Origin of the sequence: Flavobacterium sp. LAR06, from assembly GCF_041946075.1 — a bacterium.
GTDB lineage: Bacteria > Bacteroidota > Bacteroidia > Flavobacteriales > Flavobacteriaceae > Flavobacterium.
In genome coordinates, this window is the sequence record NZ_JAUTYT010000002.1 from 245,559 (window position 1) to 262,303 (window position 16,745).

Below are 16,745 nucleotides of genomic sequence, written 5' to 3' on the forward strand. Positions count from 1 at the left end.
TTAAAATTAAAGAGGCCTGTCTTCTTTTTTTACTCCAAAAGTTGTTGATGGCTTGCTTCCCATATACAATTTCAATTCACCGCCTTTTACAATCATATCGTGGGTAATATATGATTTTGTATACGGTTTTCCGTTGTATTCTGCTTTTTGGATGTACATATTTGTCGCGTTGTTATCAACTGCTTTTACTGTAAATGAAATTCCTTTTTTATGATGAATTACGGCTTCGTTTACCAATGGGCTTCCAAAAACATAAATCCCGTTTGCAGGATTAACCGAATAAAATCCCATTGAAGATAAAACATACCAGGCAGACATTTGTCCTAAATCTTCATTACCACATAATCCATCTGGTTTTGTCGAATAGAATTTATCATCAATTTCTCTGATTAATTTGGCAGTTTTCCATGGTTCTCCTGCGTAAGCATACAAATACGGAATGTGGTGATTTGGCTCGTTTCCTTGTGCATATTGACCAATTAAGCCACTGATATCTGGTGAAACTTCTTCTCCTTCTACTTTATCTGTAATTAGAAAAAGGGAATCTAACTTGGTTAAAAATTTACTTTCACTTCCAAATAAATCAATTAAACCATAAGGATCCTGAGGAACCAACCAGGTGTATTGCCACGCATTCCCTTCCACATAATCGTCTTTACGATGCGCTGATGAAAGCGGATTAAATGGTGTTCTCCAATTTCCGTTGGTTAATTTACCACGCATAAAAGTGGTTTCCTTATCAAAATAGAGTTTATATAGATTGGCTCTTTTTGTGAAATAGGTATAATCTTCGGTTTTATTTAAAGATTTTGCCATTTGCGCCACACAGTAATCATCGATAGCATATTCTAAAGCATTCCCAACCGTTTCCAACATTTTATCAGCCGGAATATATTCTAATTTTTGCACGTAATCCATTCCGTCACGCGTTTGCATTGCTGTCTTTTTGATGGCTTCGTAGGCCAATGCCACATCATAATCTCTGTATCCTTTTAAATAGGCATCAACAATAACAGCGATCGAGTGATTTCCGTTCATGGTATTGGTTTCATTCCCCATTAAATGCCAAACCGGTAATCTTCCCTGCTGTTGGTAAATAGCTAAAAATGACTTTACAATGTCATTAATTTTATCCGGCTGTGTGATCGTGTATAAGGGATGCAAGCCTCTGTAAGTATCCCAAAGTGAAAAAGTAGTGTAGTTGGTGAAGTTTGCTTTTTCATATACTTTTTTATCCGTTCCCCTGTAATCTCCGTTGGCGTCATTAAAAATAGAAGGTGCAAAAGCGGTATGATACAATGAAGTATAAAAAACTTTCATTGTTTTATCATCGGCTTTAATCTGGATTTTACTTAATTCTTTATTCCATTCAGATGTTGCTGCTTTAACTGTTTTGTCAAAATCCCAATTCGGAATTTCGGCTTTTATATTCGCGGAAGCGTTCTCATAACTAACCGGTGAAATTCCGACTTTTACTAAAACCTGTTTGTTTTTTAAAGAAGCAAAATCCAAAACGGCTTTCATTTTTAAGCCCTCACCTTCAGTACCTGAAACCGCTGTTTTGTCATCATATAATGCTAAATTTGAAATTGGTTCAGAAAATTCAATAGCAAAATAAACACGCTGATCTGTAGCCCATCCTTCAGAAAAACGATATCCTACAAGGGTTGTTTCGTTTATTTTTTTGATAAATGTTTTTACTGGTTTATCCCAGCCCACACCGTCTGCTAAGTCCAACAAAACATGAGAATCTGTAGCAGAATTGAAAGTATATTTATGAAAACCAACTCTTTCACTGGTTGTTAACTCGGCCTTAATTTTATATTTATCCAATAAAACACTGTAGTAACCTGGCTTGCTTACTTCGTTTTCATGCGAAAAATAAGAGCCATAACCGTTTACCATATCTTCTTTTGTACCTTTAAAAAGAGGTACTTTTCCAGAAACCGGAAGCAATAATATATCATTTAAATCTCCAATTCCGGTACCACTCAAATGCGTATGCGTAAATCCTAAAATGGTATTACTGGCATAGTTGTATCCGCTGCACCAATCCCAGCCTTCAAAAATATTTATTGGCCCTAACTGAACGGCCCCAAAAGGAACATTCGCCCCCACAAAAACGTGGCCATGTCCCGCCGATCCAATAAACGGATTTACATATTGGGTATAATCTGAATGAGTTGCTTTTGTCTTTTTTTGCTGAGAAATTGAATGATTAGCAAAAGATAAGCTTAAAGCAAAAATTACATTAAAAATTATTTTTTTATTTTTTGTAAACATGTTTTTTATTTTTTTATATGACTTGTCTAATGTAACGTTGATGAAACGGATTTATACAAAATCCTTTCCCCCTTTGAACCTCTGAGCCTGTGAACCTGCTTTTTTATAGTAGCCTTAAATCCCGATTTTTCTTAAATAAAAATAGTATCATTTCTGTAAATTCTTTTGAAAATAATGACTTCTTTTTCAGCAAAGTGATTCTATCTTATGCGAAAAAAAAGATTTACATCTGACAGAACGTAGTCCTGATAAACTCCTCTAATGTAATTAAAAATCCCGATTGAAATTAAAAATAAGCCGGGTGGTACAGGTATCCCTACCCGGCTTAATTCAACTAACTAACCAAACCTTAAACTATTGTTTGTCCCACCAAATTCTGGTTGTCATTAAGTCCAGCCCCTGTCGTGCCACTGCTTCCTTATAATTAGTTGCATTGGTAATCAACTCTGACTGATCATAAATTAATCTTCTTGGAATTGTTCCTTTAGTTTCGCCTGTTGGATCATTAACAGGAACTAAAACCGGATATCCTGTTCTTCTGTATTCTGAAAAAGCTTCAAAGCCATTAAATAGTAAAACAATCCATTTTTGAGTTATAATCTGCTCTATTTTTTCTGCTTCGCTTCCGGCAGTTTTAAAAGGATGAGCTGTGATGTAGGCATTGTATTCAGCTGTTGAAACCGCTGGTACTTTATCTCCAAAAATGGTCAGCACGTCCATCGCCGCTTTTACTCCGTCTTCGTAATATTTTTGAGCTGTTCCTCCAACATTCCAGCCTTTTACAGCTGCTTCTGCCAATAAAAATTCAACCTCAGCATACGACATGATTAAAGTAGGCGCATCTAAACGCAATACGGTAGAAGTATTAGGATCTGAAAATTTCTTTTTGTCTCCGCCCGGAAATTCTTTTGCGTCATTTGCAAGACCTTGTTGGTTTTCCGGTGTATTATCACCTGTTGCTTCTAATTTGGCATAAATTCTTAAACGCGGATCATTATTGTTTTGCAATAAATCGATAAATGTTTTGCTGAATTTAGTATTAGCATCACCTCCATTCAGGTCATTCCTAACCCATGAAGAAGTAATCGGATTTGTTTTTACTCCTTGCGGACCTGCATCATGTTTTAAAACAAGGCTGTCATCATTTGATGTGAATACACCTTTAGCAAAAGCTTTTTCAACATATTGTTTTGCTTTTGTCGGATTTACTTTAGACAAACGCATCGCCACTCTTAACATTAACGAATTGGCTAGTTTTTTCCATTTCGCAACATTACTTTGATAATATAAATCGGCATTGCCAACAAATGCTTTATTAGCATCCAAAGCATCTCCGGCTTCATCTAATTCTTTCAAAAGGTCATTGTAAATCGCTTCTTGTGTGTCATATTTTGGAGCGAAAACATTTCCGTTATATCCTTTTCCTGCTTCGAAATATGGAATTTCACCATAAGTATCAGTCAGTTTTTGGAATAAGAAAACCTTCATGATTCGACAAGCCTGAATCATGTTACTATTTTCCGGATTATTTTCTATAACCGACAACAGTTGAAAAATCTGGTTCAGTCCTTTACCATATGATTCACCAAAAAGTGCTCCTGAGTATTCAGAAGAGTACGTATATTTTGAACCCGCACCGCCTAATGAAGCAAAATGCTGTACGATTTGTGCTGCATATATATTATTTCCTCTTGTATTAGAAAAATCTTGTCCATCAACATAAATCTCAGCAAGGGTAAACATTGATTTTACTGCAGGATCAGTCAAAGCATTTGGATTCTTATTCATTTCTTCGAATCCCTTATCACATGAAGCTAATGCCAACGCAGTAACGATTGTGATACCAAATATTTTTATAAATCTATTTTTCATTTTTTTTGTAATTTAGAATTTGACATTTAAGCTAAAACCAAAATTTCTCGTCAAAGGCATAGAAGCTCTTTCAAGTCCCTGCGCGTTGCTATTCGAATAGTTTGACTCTGGATCAATATTAGGGACTTTGTCATAAATCGTCCATAAATTATGAGCTGAAAATGCCAGGCTTACTGACTGAAATGGCGTTTTTGATATATATGCTTTTGGAAAGTTATAACTAAAAGAAACCGCTCTTAATTTTACAAAATCTGCATCGTATACAAAGTTTGAAGTTACATCACTGTAGCTTCTCCAGTAATCATATGCAGAAACTGTTGTATTAACTGCATTTCCGCTTATATCTTTTCCTGATACTGCAATTCCTTCTTCACGTCCCGGGAGTGTAATTTCTGACAATCCGTAACGGGTTCCTAACTGGTTTGTTGCAGAATAGATTTCACCGCCAAATTTAGCATCCACAAAAATGGAAAGTGTAAAGTTTTTATAGGAGAAATCATTTGAAAGTCCCATTGACGTTGGTGCAACACCCTGTCCGGCGATAATTAAATCACCTCTCATGAATTTACCGTTTGTATCGATTACAATATTACCGCTGGCATCTCTTAAGTAATCGTAAGCTTTGATAACTCCAAAAGGCTGTCCTTTTTCTAATACTACAGATGCTCTCGAATCTCTGTTACCTTCTAATGATTTAGTTGTAATTTTATCAGAAAGATTAAGCACTTCACTATCATTGTAAGCAAAATTATAACCAACGCTCCAGGCAAAATTTGGTGTTTTTATTGCTTTTACATTGATGGCAAATTCAACCCCTTTGTTTAGAATTTCTCCCACGTTGATTTTAGTCGTTCTATAACCGGAAGCTTGAGAAATATCAGCATCCGTAATATCGTTTGTTGTTTTTTTGCTGTAGAAAGTCAAATCTGTACTAACTCTGTTATTGAAGAATGTATTTTCAAAACCAAATTCGATTGTACTAACATTATACGGTTTTAAGGTTTTGTTTGGAACTGTTTCTCCATTAACACCTAAAATTGGCTGTCCCTGAGAATCCGTCTGACCATCTGGTGCAGTGTAAGTCAATGCTAAAGCATAGGCATCTGGTAAAGCCCCTCCTACATTTCCCCAACCAGCTCTCAATTTACCATAAGACATCCATTCCGGTAAATCAATTACTTCAGAATAAATGAAACTTGTACTTACAGATGGATAAAAAGTACTGTTGTTTGATGGGTCTAAAGTAGAAAACCAATCTTCACGACCTGTTAAACTTACATAAAGAAAATCTTTATATCCTAAATCGGCTGAGTAAAAAAGAGAGTTTACTTCACTTTCAGAAAATAATTTTTCGGTTTTGTCCGGTTGTGTATTGGCGTAAAAATATTTAAATGGAACGATGAAATTATTTCCTCTCATTTTAATACCGCTATATCTGTTATGCTGACGATTTGCACCGATAAAAGCATCTAGTGAAAGATTCTTAGCAATATCCCCTTTATAACCTAAATAACCTGAAGCGTTATATTCTGAACGGCCTTCTACTCTGTTTTCAAATGATCCGCCTGGGTTGTAGTTGATTCCGGTAGGTTCAATTTCTGTAAATTCATAATTAATATCATCGATACCAATTACACCTTTTGCATAAATTTTCTCCGTAATATTATAATTAACTTTTGCCGAACCAATAAAACGTTTTCTAAGATCATCATTTAAAGGCTCCTGAGTTGCAAAGTACGGGTTGGTCTGATAGGTATTTGATCCGAAATAATCTGCCTCACCTCCGTTTTCATCATATGCATTTTTAATCCATCTAATGTCAGTACCTGGTGTCATGAAAGTAGTTGGAAAAGAAGCATTTCTTGGAGAATCATTCAAATAAGGTCTGTTATGACTTTTTTCTGTAATATACTGAGCATTAGTCTCGATGCTTATTTTTTTGTTTGGAGCAGAGTTCAAACTCAAAGAGACGTTATTTCTTCCAAAATTTGTTTCGGGCATAATAGATTCATCTTTAGTGTTTCCAAAAGACAATCTGAAATTGGTTGTTTCATTCCCTCCTGAAATAGCAAGAGTATTGCTAAAAGAATATCCAGTTCGATAGAAATTCTCTACATTATTTTTTCCGTAAGCCTGATAAGGTTTAGTAGTTCCGTCAATGGCAAGAGAAGGCGTACCATCATATTTATCTCCCCAGGCAAAATAGTACGAATCCCTAAGTTCCTGCAAGTTGCTAAATCTTGTAGCAACACCATTTACAGGTGCTCCTGCTCCGTATTGATCCTGCCAGCGCAAAAGACTTACAGGCGTATTGAAAGTTGAATTTGTATTAAAATCAACTCCAATTCCTGTTCCGTTTTTACCTTTTTTAGTCGTAATCAAAATAACACCATTTGACCCTCTGTACCCGTAAAGAGCAGAAGCGGCACTACCTTTTAATACTGACATCGAAGCAATATCATCCGGATTAAAGGAGGACATACCATCTCCCTTATCAGCACCACCCCACATATTCGCATTTCCCTGCTGGCTATTGTCGATCGGAATACCGTCTACCACGTACAATGGCTGGTTAAGTCCGGAAGCCGAAGTTGCGCCACGAATTACAACACGACTTGAACCAGAAGGTCCTGTTACCGGTGCCGAAACGTTCACACCTGCAATTTTTCCCTGAAGGGCATTACCTAAATTAATTTCTTTGTTTTTTGTCAGGTCTTCTCCTTTCAGTTCTCCCACTGCATAACCTAAACTTTTCTTTTGTTTTTTAACTCCAAATGAAGTTACTACAACATCTTTTAACTCCTGTACATCTTCCTTTAATACTACTGAAATTTTGCTTTCATTCTGTTGAAGTACTACTGTTTTTGATACAAAACCAATAGAGCTTATATTTAATGTCACGGCTCCTTCCGGGACATTCATTTTAAATCGGCCTTCTGCGTCTGTGGTTGCGCCGAAAGGTTTTCCTTGTACTTCAATGTTTGCACCAATAATTCCTAAATTTCCGGCATCAGCTACTATACCCGTTATCAGTCGGTTTTGTGCTGCGGCTCCAAAGCTGCAAGACAAGACCAAAGCTAATATTGCTAATATTCGTTTCATAAAGTTTGTTTTTTTTTTTTGATTTTTGTTTGATAAATGTGATTGTTTAATAATTAGTAATAATTCGAACTTAATTTAATATGGTATTTAAGGCCTCTCTTTCCTTTAAATACTATGGTTTGCAAAAAGTTAGCTTTGTCAAATTACTAAATCGTTATAGTAAACAGATTAAAAAAAATACTTTTATTTCACTTCTTATTCTGCTTTTCACTAAAACGATTTAGCAAATGGTTAAAAAAAAAGCAAAATGCTTTTTGTCTTTTATTTTTGATACTATTGATATTATCATACTGATTCTCTAATAATTAAGTTACCTTTTTTCAATCGCTTTTCAACCTCAAAAACTTCCATATCCGTCATCTGGCTCATTAATAACTGAATGGCATTAACCGCAATATCTTCAATTGGTTGTGCAATCACGCTGATTGTAGGCGTATGTAATTTAAAACTATCATGATCATCAAAACTAATGACCGCTATATCTTCCGGAATTCTGATTCCCATCCCTCTAAAGGCCTGAAGACCTGCTAATCCCATATAATTTGCTAAAAACAGAACAGCGTCTATCTTAGGGTTTTTATTGAAAAAATTCACAATTTCTTCAATTCTTGTTTCTTCGTTACTGTGATAATTTACATGAAGAACAAGCGATTCATTATACCTACCAACTTCTTTTAAGGCGTCTCTGTAACCGTCTTCCCTTAACGTCATCTGAATCATTTCAGAAGTAATATTAACTACGGCAATATTTTTACAACCTTTCTCAATCAGAAATTTTGTAGCCGAATGAGATGCTTCATAATTATCCATTACAACATGACTTACTTGTTGCCCCGGAAAATATCTATCGACTAATACGACTGGTTTCTTCAATTTTAAAAGAAGTTCAATTTTGTCTTCCAATTTTCGTGTTGGAGTGATTATAAAACCATCTACATTAGCCTGCAAAAGGCTATGTATCAATTCTTCAGAACGTTCATCATCATCACCTGTACTACAGTAAAAAACTCTGTAGTCTATATTTTTAGCCTCATCTTCAATAACTCTTGCTAAATCAGCAAAAAACTGATTTGAAATATCCTCAACAATCAGTCCAATAGATCTTGTTTTTCCAGTTCGCAAACTCGTTGCAATCATACTAGGCCTGTAGTTAAGCTTATCCGCTACATCCTGAACCTTTTTAATTACAGGAGCACTAATTCCCATTTTCTCTCCCTTACCATTAATGACAAAAGACACAGTAGATATTGATACTTCAGCTTGTAAGGCAATATCCTTTATAGTAATCTTTTTCATTGAGAGAATTAGTTTGTTACAGCTGTTAAAATATATACAAATATATACTAAAATAGAATTACTAAAACGATTTTGTAAATATTTTTAAAACAAATCGTTTTTTTAGAGTTAATATAAAGCACTATTCTCAGCTTTTTTTACGCTTTCATGTTAAATTATGGTATGTTTTACCTTAAACCAGCATTTTAAGAAATAGACGCTTAATTTTAATCCCGGAATTCAGAGAAAACATTTATCCTGAAATTCAAAATAAATGATATATTAGCTAAAGAATTCATGACCCTTAAGTTACTTATATAAAAACCTTTATGACCAAAAAAACTATAATTCTAATTGCGTTTATTATACTAAAATTTGCTTTGCAATACATCCTGATAAGCCCGAAATATGACCTGCAGCGAGATGAATATCTGCATCTCGATCAGGCACATCATTTGGCCTGGGGTTTTTTATCTGTTCCGCCGGTTACTTCCTGGTTTTCTTATCTTATATTCTTGCTCGGGAATTCTGTTTTCTGGGTTAAATTCTTTCCTGCACTCTTTGGTGTATTGACTTTACTAATGGTCTGGAAAACGATCGAAATGCTTAAAGGCAATTTATACGCTTTAATTCTGGGTGCCACCTGTATTTTGTTTTCTTGTTTATTGCGACTCAATACCTTATACCAGCCAAACTCCTTAGATGTTTTATGTTGGACCGCTTTTTATTATGTTCTTATTCAGTATATAACCACAGAAGAAAAAAAATGGTTTTATATAGGAGCAGTTGTATTTGCTTTTGGCTTTCTAAACAAATACAATATTCTCTTTCTGCTTATCGGACTCTTGCCTGCTCTTTTACTTTCTAATCAGAGAAAAATTTTAGCAGAGAAAAAGCTCTACTTCGCTTTGATTTTAGGATTACTATTGATTCTTCCAAATTTAATATGGCAATACAACAATCAATTTCCAATTGTGCATCATATGAAAGAACTGGCCGAAACCCAACTCGTTAATGTTGATCGTATTGATTTCTTAAAAGAACAATTGTTATTTTTTATTGGTTCCTTTCTCGTTATACTTTCAGCATTATACGCTTTACTGTTTTACAAACCGTTTGCAAAGTACAAACTCTTTTTTGCGTGTATAATTTTCACACTGCTTGTCTTTATTTATTTTAAGGCAAAAGCGTATTATGCCATTGGACTTTACCCTGTTTACATTGCTTTTGGTGCTGTTTTTCTTTCGAATGTTTTAAATACAGGATGGAAAAGATATTTACAACCCGTTTTCATTCTGATTCCGCTCTTATTATTTATTCCGATGTACAATTTGGCTTTCCCAAATAAAAGTCCTGAATATATAGCGCAGCATCCTGATAAATACAAAGATCTGGGAATGCTTCGTTGGGAAGACGGAAAAGAGCATACTTTGCCTCAGGATTTTGCTGATATGTTAGGATGGAAAGAATTAGCCCGCAAAACAGATTCTGTTTATGCTTCTCTTCTAAATCCGGAGAAAACATTGGTACTTTGTGATAATTACGGACAAGCCGGAGCAATCAATTATTACTCTAAAAAAGGAATCAAAGCTGTTTCTTTTAATGCCGATTATGTAAATTGGTTTAATCTTGATGTCAAATACAAAAATGTGATCAGAGTTATAGAATACGAAGAAGCTGAAGCGGAATTTAAGGAAACCAGTCAACATTTTCAATCTTCAGCCTATGCGGGTCAAATAACCAATAAATATGCAAGAGAATACAAGACCTCTATTTTCACTTTTATAAATGCCAAGGTCGATATTAATAAAATACTAGAACAAGAAATTAAAGAAGTAACAGATTATAGCAAGTAAATGGTTGATTTTAGCACTATCGAATATTTGAAAAACGGAAATCAAAAACAGATTCTGGCTTATGAGATCTTAACCCAAAATAATATTTTAGATAATATTGCTGAATTTGATCCTGTTTTAGTCGGAACTATTCCGATAAATATTGACATTGAAAATAGTGATCTTGATATTATTTGCTACTGGAAAAACAAAACTGATTTCAAAACCAAAATTCAAGCTGTTTTTGGAAATGAAAAAGAATTCAAAATTCGGGAAACACAAATTGATGATCAGGAAACGGTTATTGCCAATTTTAGAATTGATCCTTTTGAAATCGAAATCTTCGGACAAAACATTCCGACGAAAAATCAAAATGGCTATAAACATATGCTTATTGAAAACCAGATTCTGGCATCAAAAGGTGAAAACTTTAGACTAGAAATCATCAAACTAAAACAAAAAGGTTACAAAACCGAACCTGCATTTGGTCTTTTATTGGGTTTAAAAAACGATCCTTACCTGGAATTACTGAATTATAAAATTGATTCTTATACGTAAATCGTTTTCCAACACATTCCAAACAACTGTATATTAAGCATTTATTAAGTTTTTGAAACTCTAAAAAAAATATTTCGGTAATTTCTTGCCATAACCGTATTTACTGCTTATCTTTGCACCCGAAACATCGCGGGATAGAGCAGTAGGCAGCTCGTCGGGCTCATAACCCGAAGGTCACAGGTTCGAGTCCTGTTCCCGCTACAGAGAATAACCCATCAAAATTTTGATGGGTTTTTTGTTTTTTATTACCTCTCTCAATACCTGTAAACGTTGAGACTAAGCCAAAAATAGAGTTTACTCTTCCAGTTAGATATTCCCTGTTTTCAGCCCTAATTGACAATCCTTCTGGAAATACTAAATTCTGGATTCTTATTTTACTGTCAATATCTCCATCTCTCCAGTATTTATTGATATTTGTAACCTTTTCGATCACTTTATCAATATGTCTGCTGTGGTTAGATATTATTTTTTTATTTGAGGCAATCTGAAGATCAACCTCTTTTAATTCCATATCAAACTGAAATGAGTATCTATTGTATTTTTCATCCCCAAAATTCGGATTGTCAAAATAGCGTTTATCCAAATTTTCGATTTTCAATTCTAAATCTTTTTTCCTAGCAAGCAGACCTTTCATCTCTTCCCTGCCTTCATTTTCCACAATCTCAAAAAGTTTATTCAGCTGAAATTTAAAAGGTTCTACAAATTGAGCACTTAATGTATATTTTGATAACAGTTTTTCAAAAGAATCATTCAATCCTTCCGTTTTTGAATGTGAGGTGGTCAATGCATTAAAACTGGCATTTCTGCATCTCTGGCATTTATAGTAATGCGCATTCTTTTTCCTTACTACATAACTTGTGAGAAGGCTTCCGCATTCGCATCTTAAAAACCCTGTCAGAGGTCTGAACTCATTGATCTTGCTTTTAGAGTATTCTTTTACTGGCACTTTGCTTTCGGAAAGCATTCTGTCAACTTTCAGGAAATCCTCCTCACTCACTAAACCTGTCCAGTTTCCTTTCACTGGCTCTTCAAGCAGTGCATTGACCGATATTCCGCAGTAAAATGGATTTCTCCACATAGAGCCTAGTGATTGTTTTGTAATATTTAAATTAAGCTTTTCTAGTTTCTCTCTTATTACAAAATCTCTCTCTCCTGCAAGCTTCCATTTCCAAGCCTTTTTTAAAATCTCTCCCTCCAGATTGATGGTGATAGACTGCTTTTCCTGCATTAAGGAATAATCTCCAACCTTCTTTCCCCTCATCGTGTAACCTCTGGGGGCTTTGCCAAGCCAGTTTCCTGATCTGAGTAGTGCTTTCATGCCAGGAATTGTTTTTTCAAGCCTGTCCATGTTTTCTCTTCTGGCATCTAAAAGCTTGCTGTAAATATCAAGTTTACTGTATTCATCATTAGTGCAGAGACCTGAAGAAGTTTCAATTAAATGCACGCCTAATTTATCCACTAGTTCATGAACAATACTAATAGCGTTGCCACCAGTTCTGGAAAACCTGCTGATAAATTTGATAGCAATTGCAAAAGGTTTCTGTTTTGCACTTTTAACCTCTTCTAACAATCTTGTAAACTCTTTTCTGGTAAAATCTCCCGATGCACTTTCATAAGTGCCTCCTAGTATATTTTTGAGTGTATATCCATTTTTAGAAGCAAATTGTATTATTTCTATACGCTGTTCTTCAAGGCTGTTGTTTACCAGCTGTAATTTGGAACTTACTCTAGTATAACCCCAGATTTCTTTTACCTCAGCTCTTTGGGCTAATTTCTCTTTTTGAAATTTTTTAAAACTTTCAATTCCCATAATTTTACGTTTTAAAATTATAAACTATCATCGCTAATTGAAATAAGCTTTCAATTATTTCATTTCCATCTGATTCTGAAATTTCTTCAAAACCTCTGCATCTTCTTAATTCTTCAATTGTTAATTTTCCTTCATCCGTTGTGGGCTTTTTTTCTGCATCACAAACAATCCTTTCACTTTCATCAAACCTAACCCCCTGTTTTTCAATTTGTAAATTTACAAAAGTTTTTCCTCGGGTGATTCTTCTCTTCGCATCTGTTGCTTCGTTTTTCATTATAAAATTCCTCTTCATTAAAAAAAGACCATCACTGGTCTTTTTTGTTCAACTTTCATCCACTGTTATAAAATTAAATAATTCATATGTAAATATCCAGTTCAAAATTTGAACTGGATAATGTAAAGATATGAGTTAATCTTCTGGCTTTGATAAGTAAAATATACCTGTGAAAGCCCCAGAACGTTCTTTTAAATTCAAACAAAGATAAAACTCTCTCGTCTTATTGTCATGGACATAATATGTACATGAAACATTTTTTGCTATTTAGAATTAACTATAGTTTCATCTTTCTGGTAGTGGTATAAATCACTAATTTCGTTTATAAGTTCAAATTCATCAATCGGAAATAACTGAAGTGCAACTCCCAGTATTAGCCCTACATCAATATTCTGGTTTTGAATTGTTGGAGGAACTTCTGCGCTGTCCTGATCTACTGCAATAATGCACAGTTTCATCAGGTTTGTGATAATAGAAGCAAGTTCGTAATAATCGTAAACTCTTATCTCTGCGATATACATTCCCTGTTTATCATCAGCTGGTTTCAAAGCAGTAAGCAGTCTTTGGCTTAATCCTTTGATTTCTTCAATTTTTTTAATTTCATGAGTTTTCATGATTTTTAAATATTTCTTTAACTTTTTCTATCTTCTCTCCAAATATTATCTGAACTTCTTTCCTCATCCATTCAAGTTTCTCATGTGCATAATTAACCGTCTCAGCATCAAAACACTCAGTTTTTTCGCCCCATTGCACTTCGTTACAAGCACACTCAATTTTTTCTAAAACTCTCTTTTCTTTTTCATTATTTAAATCAAATGTATTTCCGATACAGCTGTTAAATTCAACGATATATTTCTGTTGGTAAGCTATGCTTTCATGAGGAGTCCATTCTCCTTTCACAAGCCACGAAGCATTTATAAATAAATACCTAAACTGCTGTTGAAGGACATATAGAGACATTAAATGGTTGGCATTTCTATCATGGTGCTTAAAATCTCTGCCAATTGTACTTGATTCTGATGCCCACCTTATGTACCTTCTGCGTGTCTGTTTTAAAAGCCGTTTCATTTTTATATTTCTGATATCTAGAACTGCCTTCTGTCCAGATTTTTTATATATGAGTTCCGTTTCCTTGCAGTGAAAAATAAAAAACAAGTTTCCTCTTTTTAATTCATCCTTGATGAAGTCCCTGTCAAAAAAACAGAATATAAACTCATTATGATTCTGGATTAATTTCCATAAATGGTCATAAACATCGTCATAGTAATGCATGCTTTCTCTACTTATCACAACTGTCATGATCCCAATTTTTGATTCGACATCTGATTCAGAGAAATAGATACAGTCAGCTTCGACAAACTCCAAAACAAGTTTAGCCATTTTCTTTAAAGCTCGATACTTTGGGTGCTCTTTCTGGGTTAGAATATTGCAATACATAACATTTGTTTTAAGATTCAACAACAGTGAGATTTTCCCGTTCCAATTCATTTTTTACCGAAGACATGCAGAATCGTGCAAAGTCATTGTAACGTTCCTGTAAAAGATTCATGTCTTCTTCTGAAAAAGTATCTTCCCCGCTATAACGGAGCGAAGGATGTGACCTGCTTAAAAGCGTAAAGAGATTTCTGTCCTGCTCAGTGACGCGGGGAAAAAAAGTACTAACTTCTGAATTAAAATAAGAGCATAATTCAAGCAAGTAAGAAAGAGAAAAATGATTCGGTGAATACCCCGTAAAAAAGCGTAACATCCCAAGACATATTTGCTCGATCATTGTATGTAGCATTAACGCTTTCAAAGGTGCATAACATGCCCACTCATAGTCTTCCTGCCAGCTTTCCATATTGTTTACAATAATATTTCTATATGACAGATAATCCTTTGCAGACGATAAACTGCGCAGTGGAAGACTTTTGGCTTGCAGTACAGCTGCATCTTTTTTAAATAATGCAGTACCGTTTAAAATAATATTTGTAAAGAAATATTTCTGATCTCCGGTTGCTGTTTGAAACTCTGAAAGAGTGTGGATTAAAAGTGTTGCACTACATTTTTCTTTGGTTCTGCTTTTGATAATGCCCGCCAGATCATGAACTGCGTTTGTTTTATTCTCACTCACAAATATTAAGAGGTAATAATGCATTAAAGATGTCTGTGTTTTAACAAAACAGTATAGTGCTTCGGTTTTAATATACGACGTAACGGCATTAATGACAATCTTTTCGTAATCATAAATTTGTGTTTCAGAGCGTTCTTCAACGCTTTTTACCTCAGAAAAGGAATCCGCTTTCTCCTCACAGTATGAAAGCTGTTCCTGAAAGATTGATTTAGCCTCTTTTAAAACAAGGTGCAGTTTCTTCTGTGCTTCTTTTACTTTGTCTTTTTTAATCTTTACACCGCCTGAAAAAGGAAAGTTAATCCTTGCTTCATCCATAAGATTAATTATCTCTCTATCATTCTTATTTTCAGCGTCGAAAATTTTAGTCAGGACCGGTGCGAAATCTTTAATAATACTTAGGTGGCGCAAAATATAATAATCTGAATGCAGTTTCCCCATCACCAGTTCTCCTATAAAACCAAAAAGGAGATTTATAGCTTGATGAATTGTATATAGCGCAAGCGGATGATTATTTGTGCCTTCATAATGTTGGGATCCTCTCCTGAGAGATTCAGCTTTCGAAGAATGCTGATTGCATTTTTTTACTGCTTTTTTTAGAAGTACTGAAACAGGGGGAATATCTTTTTTAGTTTTAAAATTAAAATCTTCATTTTTAAAAAGAGTAATGCTTGATAAATACCACTTTAAATAATACAGACTTCCATTTTTCAACCGATGTATTATGTCTCCAATATTTATAATAATATATGGCACTGGCGGATATTTATTCAAAACCTTATCTGCCCAGATGTACATCTCCGATGCAATCTGATCTGTTTCTTCTCGTAAAATTATAGTCAATATTTGACCATTAATTCCAGCTGTCTGCGCCTCATGAAGGGTAACTGCCGTAATATCCATGAATGATTGGAGTTCTCTTACCGCATTCTCCAATTCTTTCTGTTTCTGAATTTGAACTACACTCATAATTTTAAATTTTTAATTGATACTTGTCTGAAAAATTGTATTTTTGTTTAATACACAGCAAGTAAGCAATTGATTGTACCGTACCGAACTAATGGTGATTGTACATCACAAGTATGCGGTTGTGATTTACCAAGACAGAAAAATTTAAAGAATTTTAAATATCTTTGAACTATGAATACAGCAACAAAACCAAAGCATATTGGAAGAAATATAAGCCGAATCAGAGAGCTTAGAGGAATGAAGCAGGAAGCACTTGCTATCGCTATTGGTGTTAGTCAGCAGTCGATCTCTAATATTGAAGCAAGTGAAACAATTGATGAGGAAAGATTATCAGCAATTGCAAAAATTCTTGGAGTGACCCCTAGCGCGATTACTAATTTTTCAGAAGAATCAGTGATTAATTATTTCAACAACTTTTACGACAACAGCTCAAGCCAAGGAAATAGTTTTAATCAAGGAATGTTTGCAACTTTTAATCCATTGGACAAGCTCATTGAAGCTTACGAAGAAAATAAAAAATTATACGAACGCTTAGTGCAAGCTGAGAAAGATAAAGTTGAATATTTGGAAAATTTACTAAAAGCTAAATAAGCTTTATAAAAGATATATTAATTCAAACAATAAAAGAGACTACCAGTCTCTTTTATTGTTTTATTA

General features: G+C 34.4%; 12 protein-coding genes and 1 tRNA gene. 4 read left to right on the plus strand and 9 right to left on the minus strand.

What is annotated here, in order from left to right; genetic code table 11:
* Positions 1-6 precede the first annotated feature (6 nt).
* From Q7C23_RS04230 to Q7C23_RS04245, 4 genes are all read right to left on the minus strand, one after another.
* Positions 7-2,283, minus strand: coding sequence for a GH92 family glycosyl hydrolase (locus Q7C23_RS04230; RefSeq protein ID WP_375031330.1), 2,277 nt, complete (start codon positions 2,281-2,283; stop codon positions 7-9).
* Positions 2,284-2,637: 354 nt separating this feature from the next.
* Positions 2,638-4,155: a SusD/RagB family nutrient-binding outer membrane lipoprotein gene (locus Q7C23_RS04235; RefSeq protein WP_375031331.1), complete on the minus strand. Its 1,518-nt coding sequence runs from the start codon at positions 4,153-4,155 to the stop codon at positions 2,638-2,640.
* A gap of 12 nt (positions 4,156-4,167) precedes the next feature.
* Positions 4,168-7,257: a SusC/RagA family TonB-linked outer membrane protein gene (locus Q7C23_RS04240; protein WP_375031332.1), complete on the minus strand. Its 3,090-nt coding sequence runs from the start codon at positions 7,255-7,257 to the stop codon at positions 4,168-4,170.
* A gap of 285 nt (positions 7,258-7,542) precedes the next feature.
* Positions 7,543-8,553 carry a LacI family DNA-binding transcriptional regulator gene (locus Q7C23_RS04245; protein WP_375031333.1) on the minus strand — a complete coding sequence of 337 codons (1,011 nt, stop codon included), beginning with the start codon at positions 8,551-8,553 and terminating at the stop codon, positions 7,543-7,545.
* Positions 8,554-8,861: 308 nt separating this feature from the next.
* On the opposite strand from Q7C23_RS04245, the gene Q7C23_RS04250 reads away from it, so the two are divergent.
* The 3 genes from Q7C23_RS04250 to Q7C23_RS04260 all read left to right on the plus strand — a co-directional run bounded on the left by Q7C23_RS04250 (position 8,862) and on the right by Q7C23_RS04260 (position 11,126).
* The gene (locus Q7C23_RS04250) at positions 8,862-10,388 is read left to right on the plus strand and encodes an ArnT family glycosyltransferase (protein ID WP_375031334.1); all 1,527 of its coding nucleotides are present in this window, start codon (positions 8,862-8,864) and stop codon (positions 10,386-10,388) included.
* Positions 10,389-10,925 (plus strand): DUF4269 domain-containing protein, encoded by a 537-nt coding sequence (locus Q7C23_RS04255; protein ID WP_375031335.1) that lies wholly within the window; start codon positions 10,389-10,391, stop codon positions 10,923-10,925.
* A 128-nt stretch (positions 10,926-11,053) separates the two neighbouring features.
* Positions 11,054-11,126, plus strand: a tRNA-Met gene (locus Q7C23_RS04260).
* On the opposite strand, the gene Q7C23_RS04265 is transcribed toward Q7C23_RS04260, so the two are convergent.
* The 5 genes from Q7C23_RS04265 to Q7C23_RS04285 form a co-directional block, all read right to left on the minus strand.
* Positions 11,086-12,735: a recombinase family protein gene (locus tag Q7C23_RS04265; protein WP_375031473.1), complete on the minus strand. Its 1,650-nt coding sequence runs from the start codon at positions 12,733-12,735 to the stop codon at positions 11,086-11,088. The genes Q7C23_RS04260 and Q7C23_RS04265 overlap by 41 nt on opposite strands.
* Before the next feature lie 4 nt (positions 12,736-12,739).
* A complete protein-coding gene (locus tag Q7C23_RS04270) occupies positions 12,740-13,009 on the minus strand; it encodes a hypothetical protein (protein WP_375031336.1) in 270 nt (89 codons plus the stop codon).
* Between the two features lie 263 nt (positions 13,010-13,272).
* The gene (locus Q7C23_RS04275) at positions 13,273-13,623 is read right to left on the minus strand and encodes a hypothetical protein (protein ID WP_375031337.1); all 351 of its coding nucleotides are present in this window, start codon (positions 13,621-13,623) and stop codon (positions 13,273-13,275) included.
* Positions 13,610-14,389 (minus strand): hypothetical protein, encoded by a 780-nt coding sequence (locus tag Q7C23_RS04280; protein WP_375031338.1) that lies wholly within the window; start codon positions 14,387-14,389, stop codon positions 13,610-13,612. Before Q7C23_RS04280 ends, Q7C23_RS04275 begins: the two co-directional genes overlap by 14 nt.
* A gap of 67 nt (positions 14,390-14,456) precedes the next feature.
* Positions 14,457-16,088, minus strand: a complete 1,632-nt coding sequence (locus Q7C23_RS04285) for a hypothetical protein (RefSeq protein WP_375031339.1) — start codon at positions 16,086-16,088, stop codon at positions 14,457-14,459.
* Between the two features lie 171 nt (positions 16,089-16,259).
* On the opposite strand from Q7C23_RS04285, the gene Q7C23_RS04290 reads away from it, so the two are divergent.
* Positions 16,260-16,679, plus strand: coding sequence for a helix-turn-helix domain-containing protein (locus Q7C23_RS04290; protein ID WP_375031340.1), 420 nt, complete (start codon positions 16,260-16,262; stop codon positions 16,677-16,679).
* The last annotated feature ends 66 nt before the right edge of the window (positions 16,680-16,745 follow it).

Coding starts and splice junctions, on each gene's coding strand:
- Q7C23_RS04230 (WP_375031330.1), bottom strand. CDS start 2,283: ATGTTTACAAAAAATAAAAAAATAATTTTTAATGTAATTTTTGCTTTA.
- Q7C23_RS04235 (WP_375031331.1), bottom strand. CDS start 4,155: ATGAAAAATAGATTTATAAAAATATTTGGTATCACAATCGTTACTGCG.
- Q7C23_RS04240 (WP_375031332.1), bottom strand. CDS start 7,257: ATGAAACGAATATTAGCAATATTAGCTTTGGTCTTGTCTTGCAGCTTT.
- Q7C23_RS04245 (WP_375031333.1), bottom strand. CDS start 8,553: ATGAAAAAGATTACTATAAAGGATATTGCCTTACAAGCTGAAGTATCA.
- Q7C23_RS04250 (WP_375031334.1), top strand. CDS start 8,862: ATGACCAAAAAAACTATAATTCTAATTGCGTTTATTATACTAAAATTT.
- Q7C23_RS04255 (WP_375031335.1), top strand. CDS start 10,389: ATGGTTGATTTTAGCACTATCGAATATTTGAAAAACGGAAATCAAAAA.
- Q7C23_RS04265 (WP_375031473.1), bottom strand. CDS start 12,735: ATGGGAATTGAAAGTTTTAAAAAATTTCAAAAAGAGAAATTAGCCCAA.
- Q7C23_RS04270 (WP_375031336.1), bottom strand. CDS start 13,009: ATGAAAAACGAAGCAACAGATGCGAAGAGAAGAATCACCCGAGGAAAA.
- Q7C23_RS04275 (WP_375031337.1), bottom strand. CDS start 13,623: ATGAAAACTCATGAAATTAAAAAAATTGAAGAAATCAAAGGATTAAGC.
- Q7C23_RS04280 (WP_375031338.1), bottom strand. CDS start 14,389: ATGGCTAAACTTGTTTTGGAGTTTGTCGAAGCTGACTGTATCTATTTC.
- Q7C23_RS04285 (WP_375031339.1), bottom strand. CDS start 16,088: ATGAGTGTAGTTCAAATTCAGAAACAGAAAGAATTGGAGAATGCGGTA.
- Q7C23_RS04290 (WP_375031340.1), top strand. CDS start 16,260: ATGAATACAGCAACAAAACCAAAGCATATTGGAAGAAATATAAGCCGA.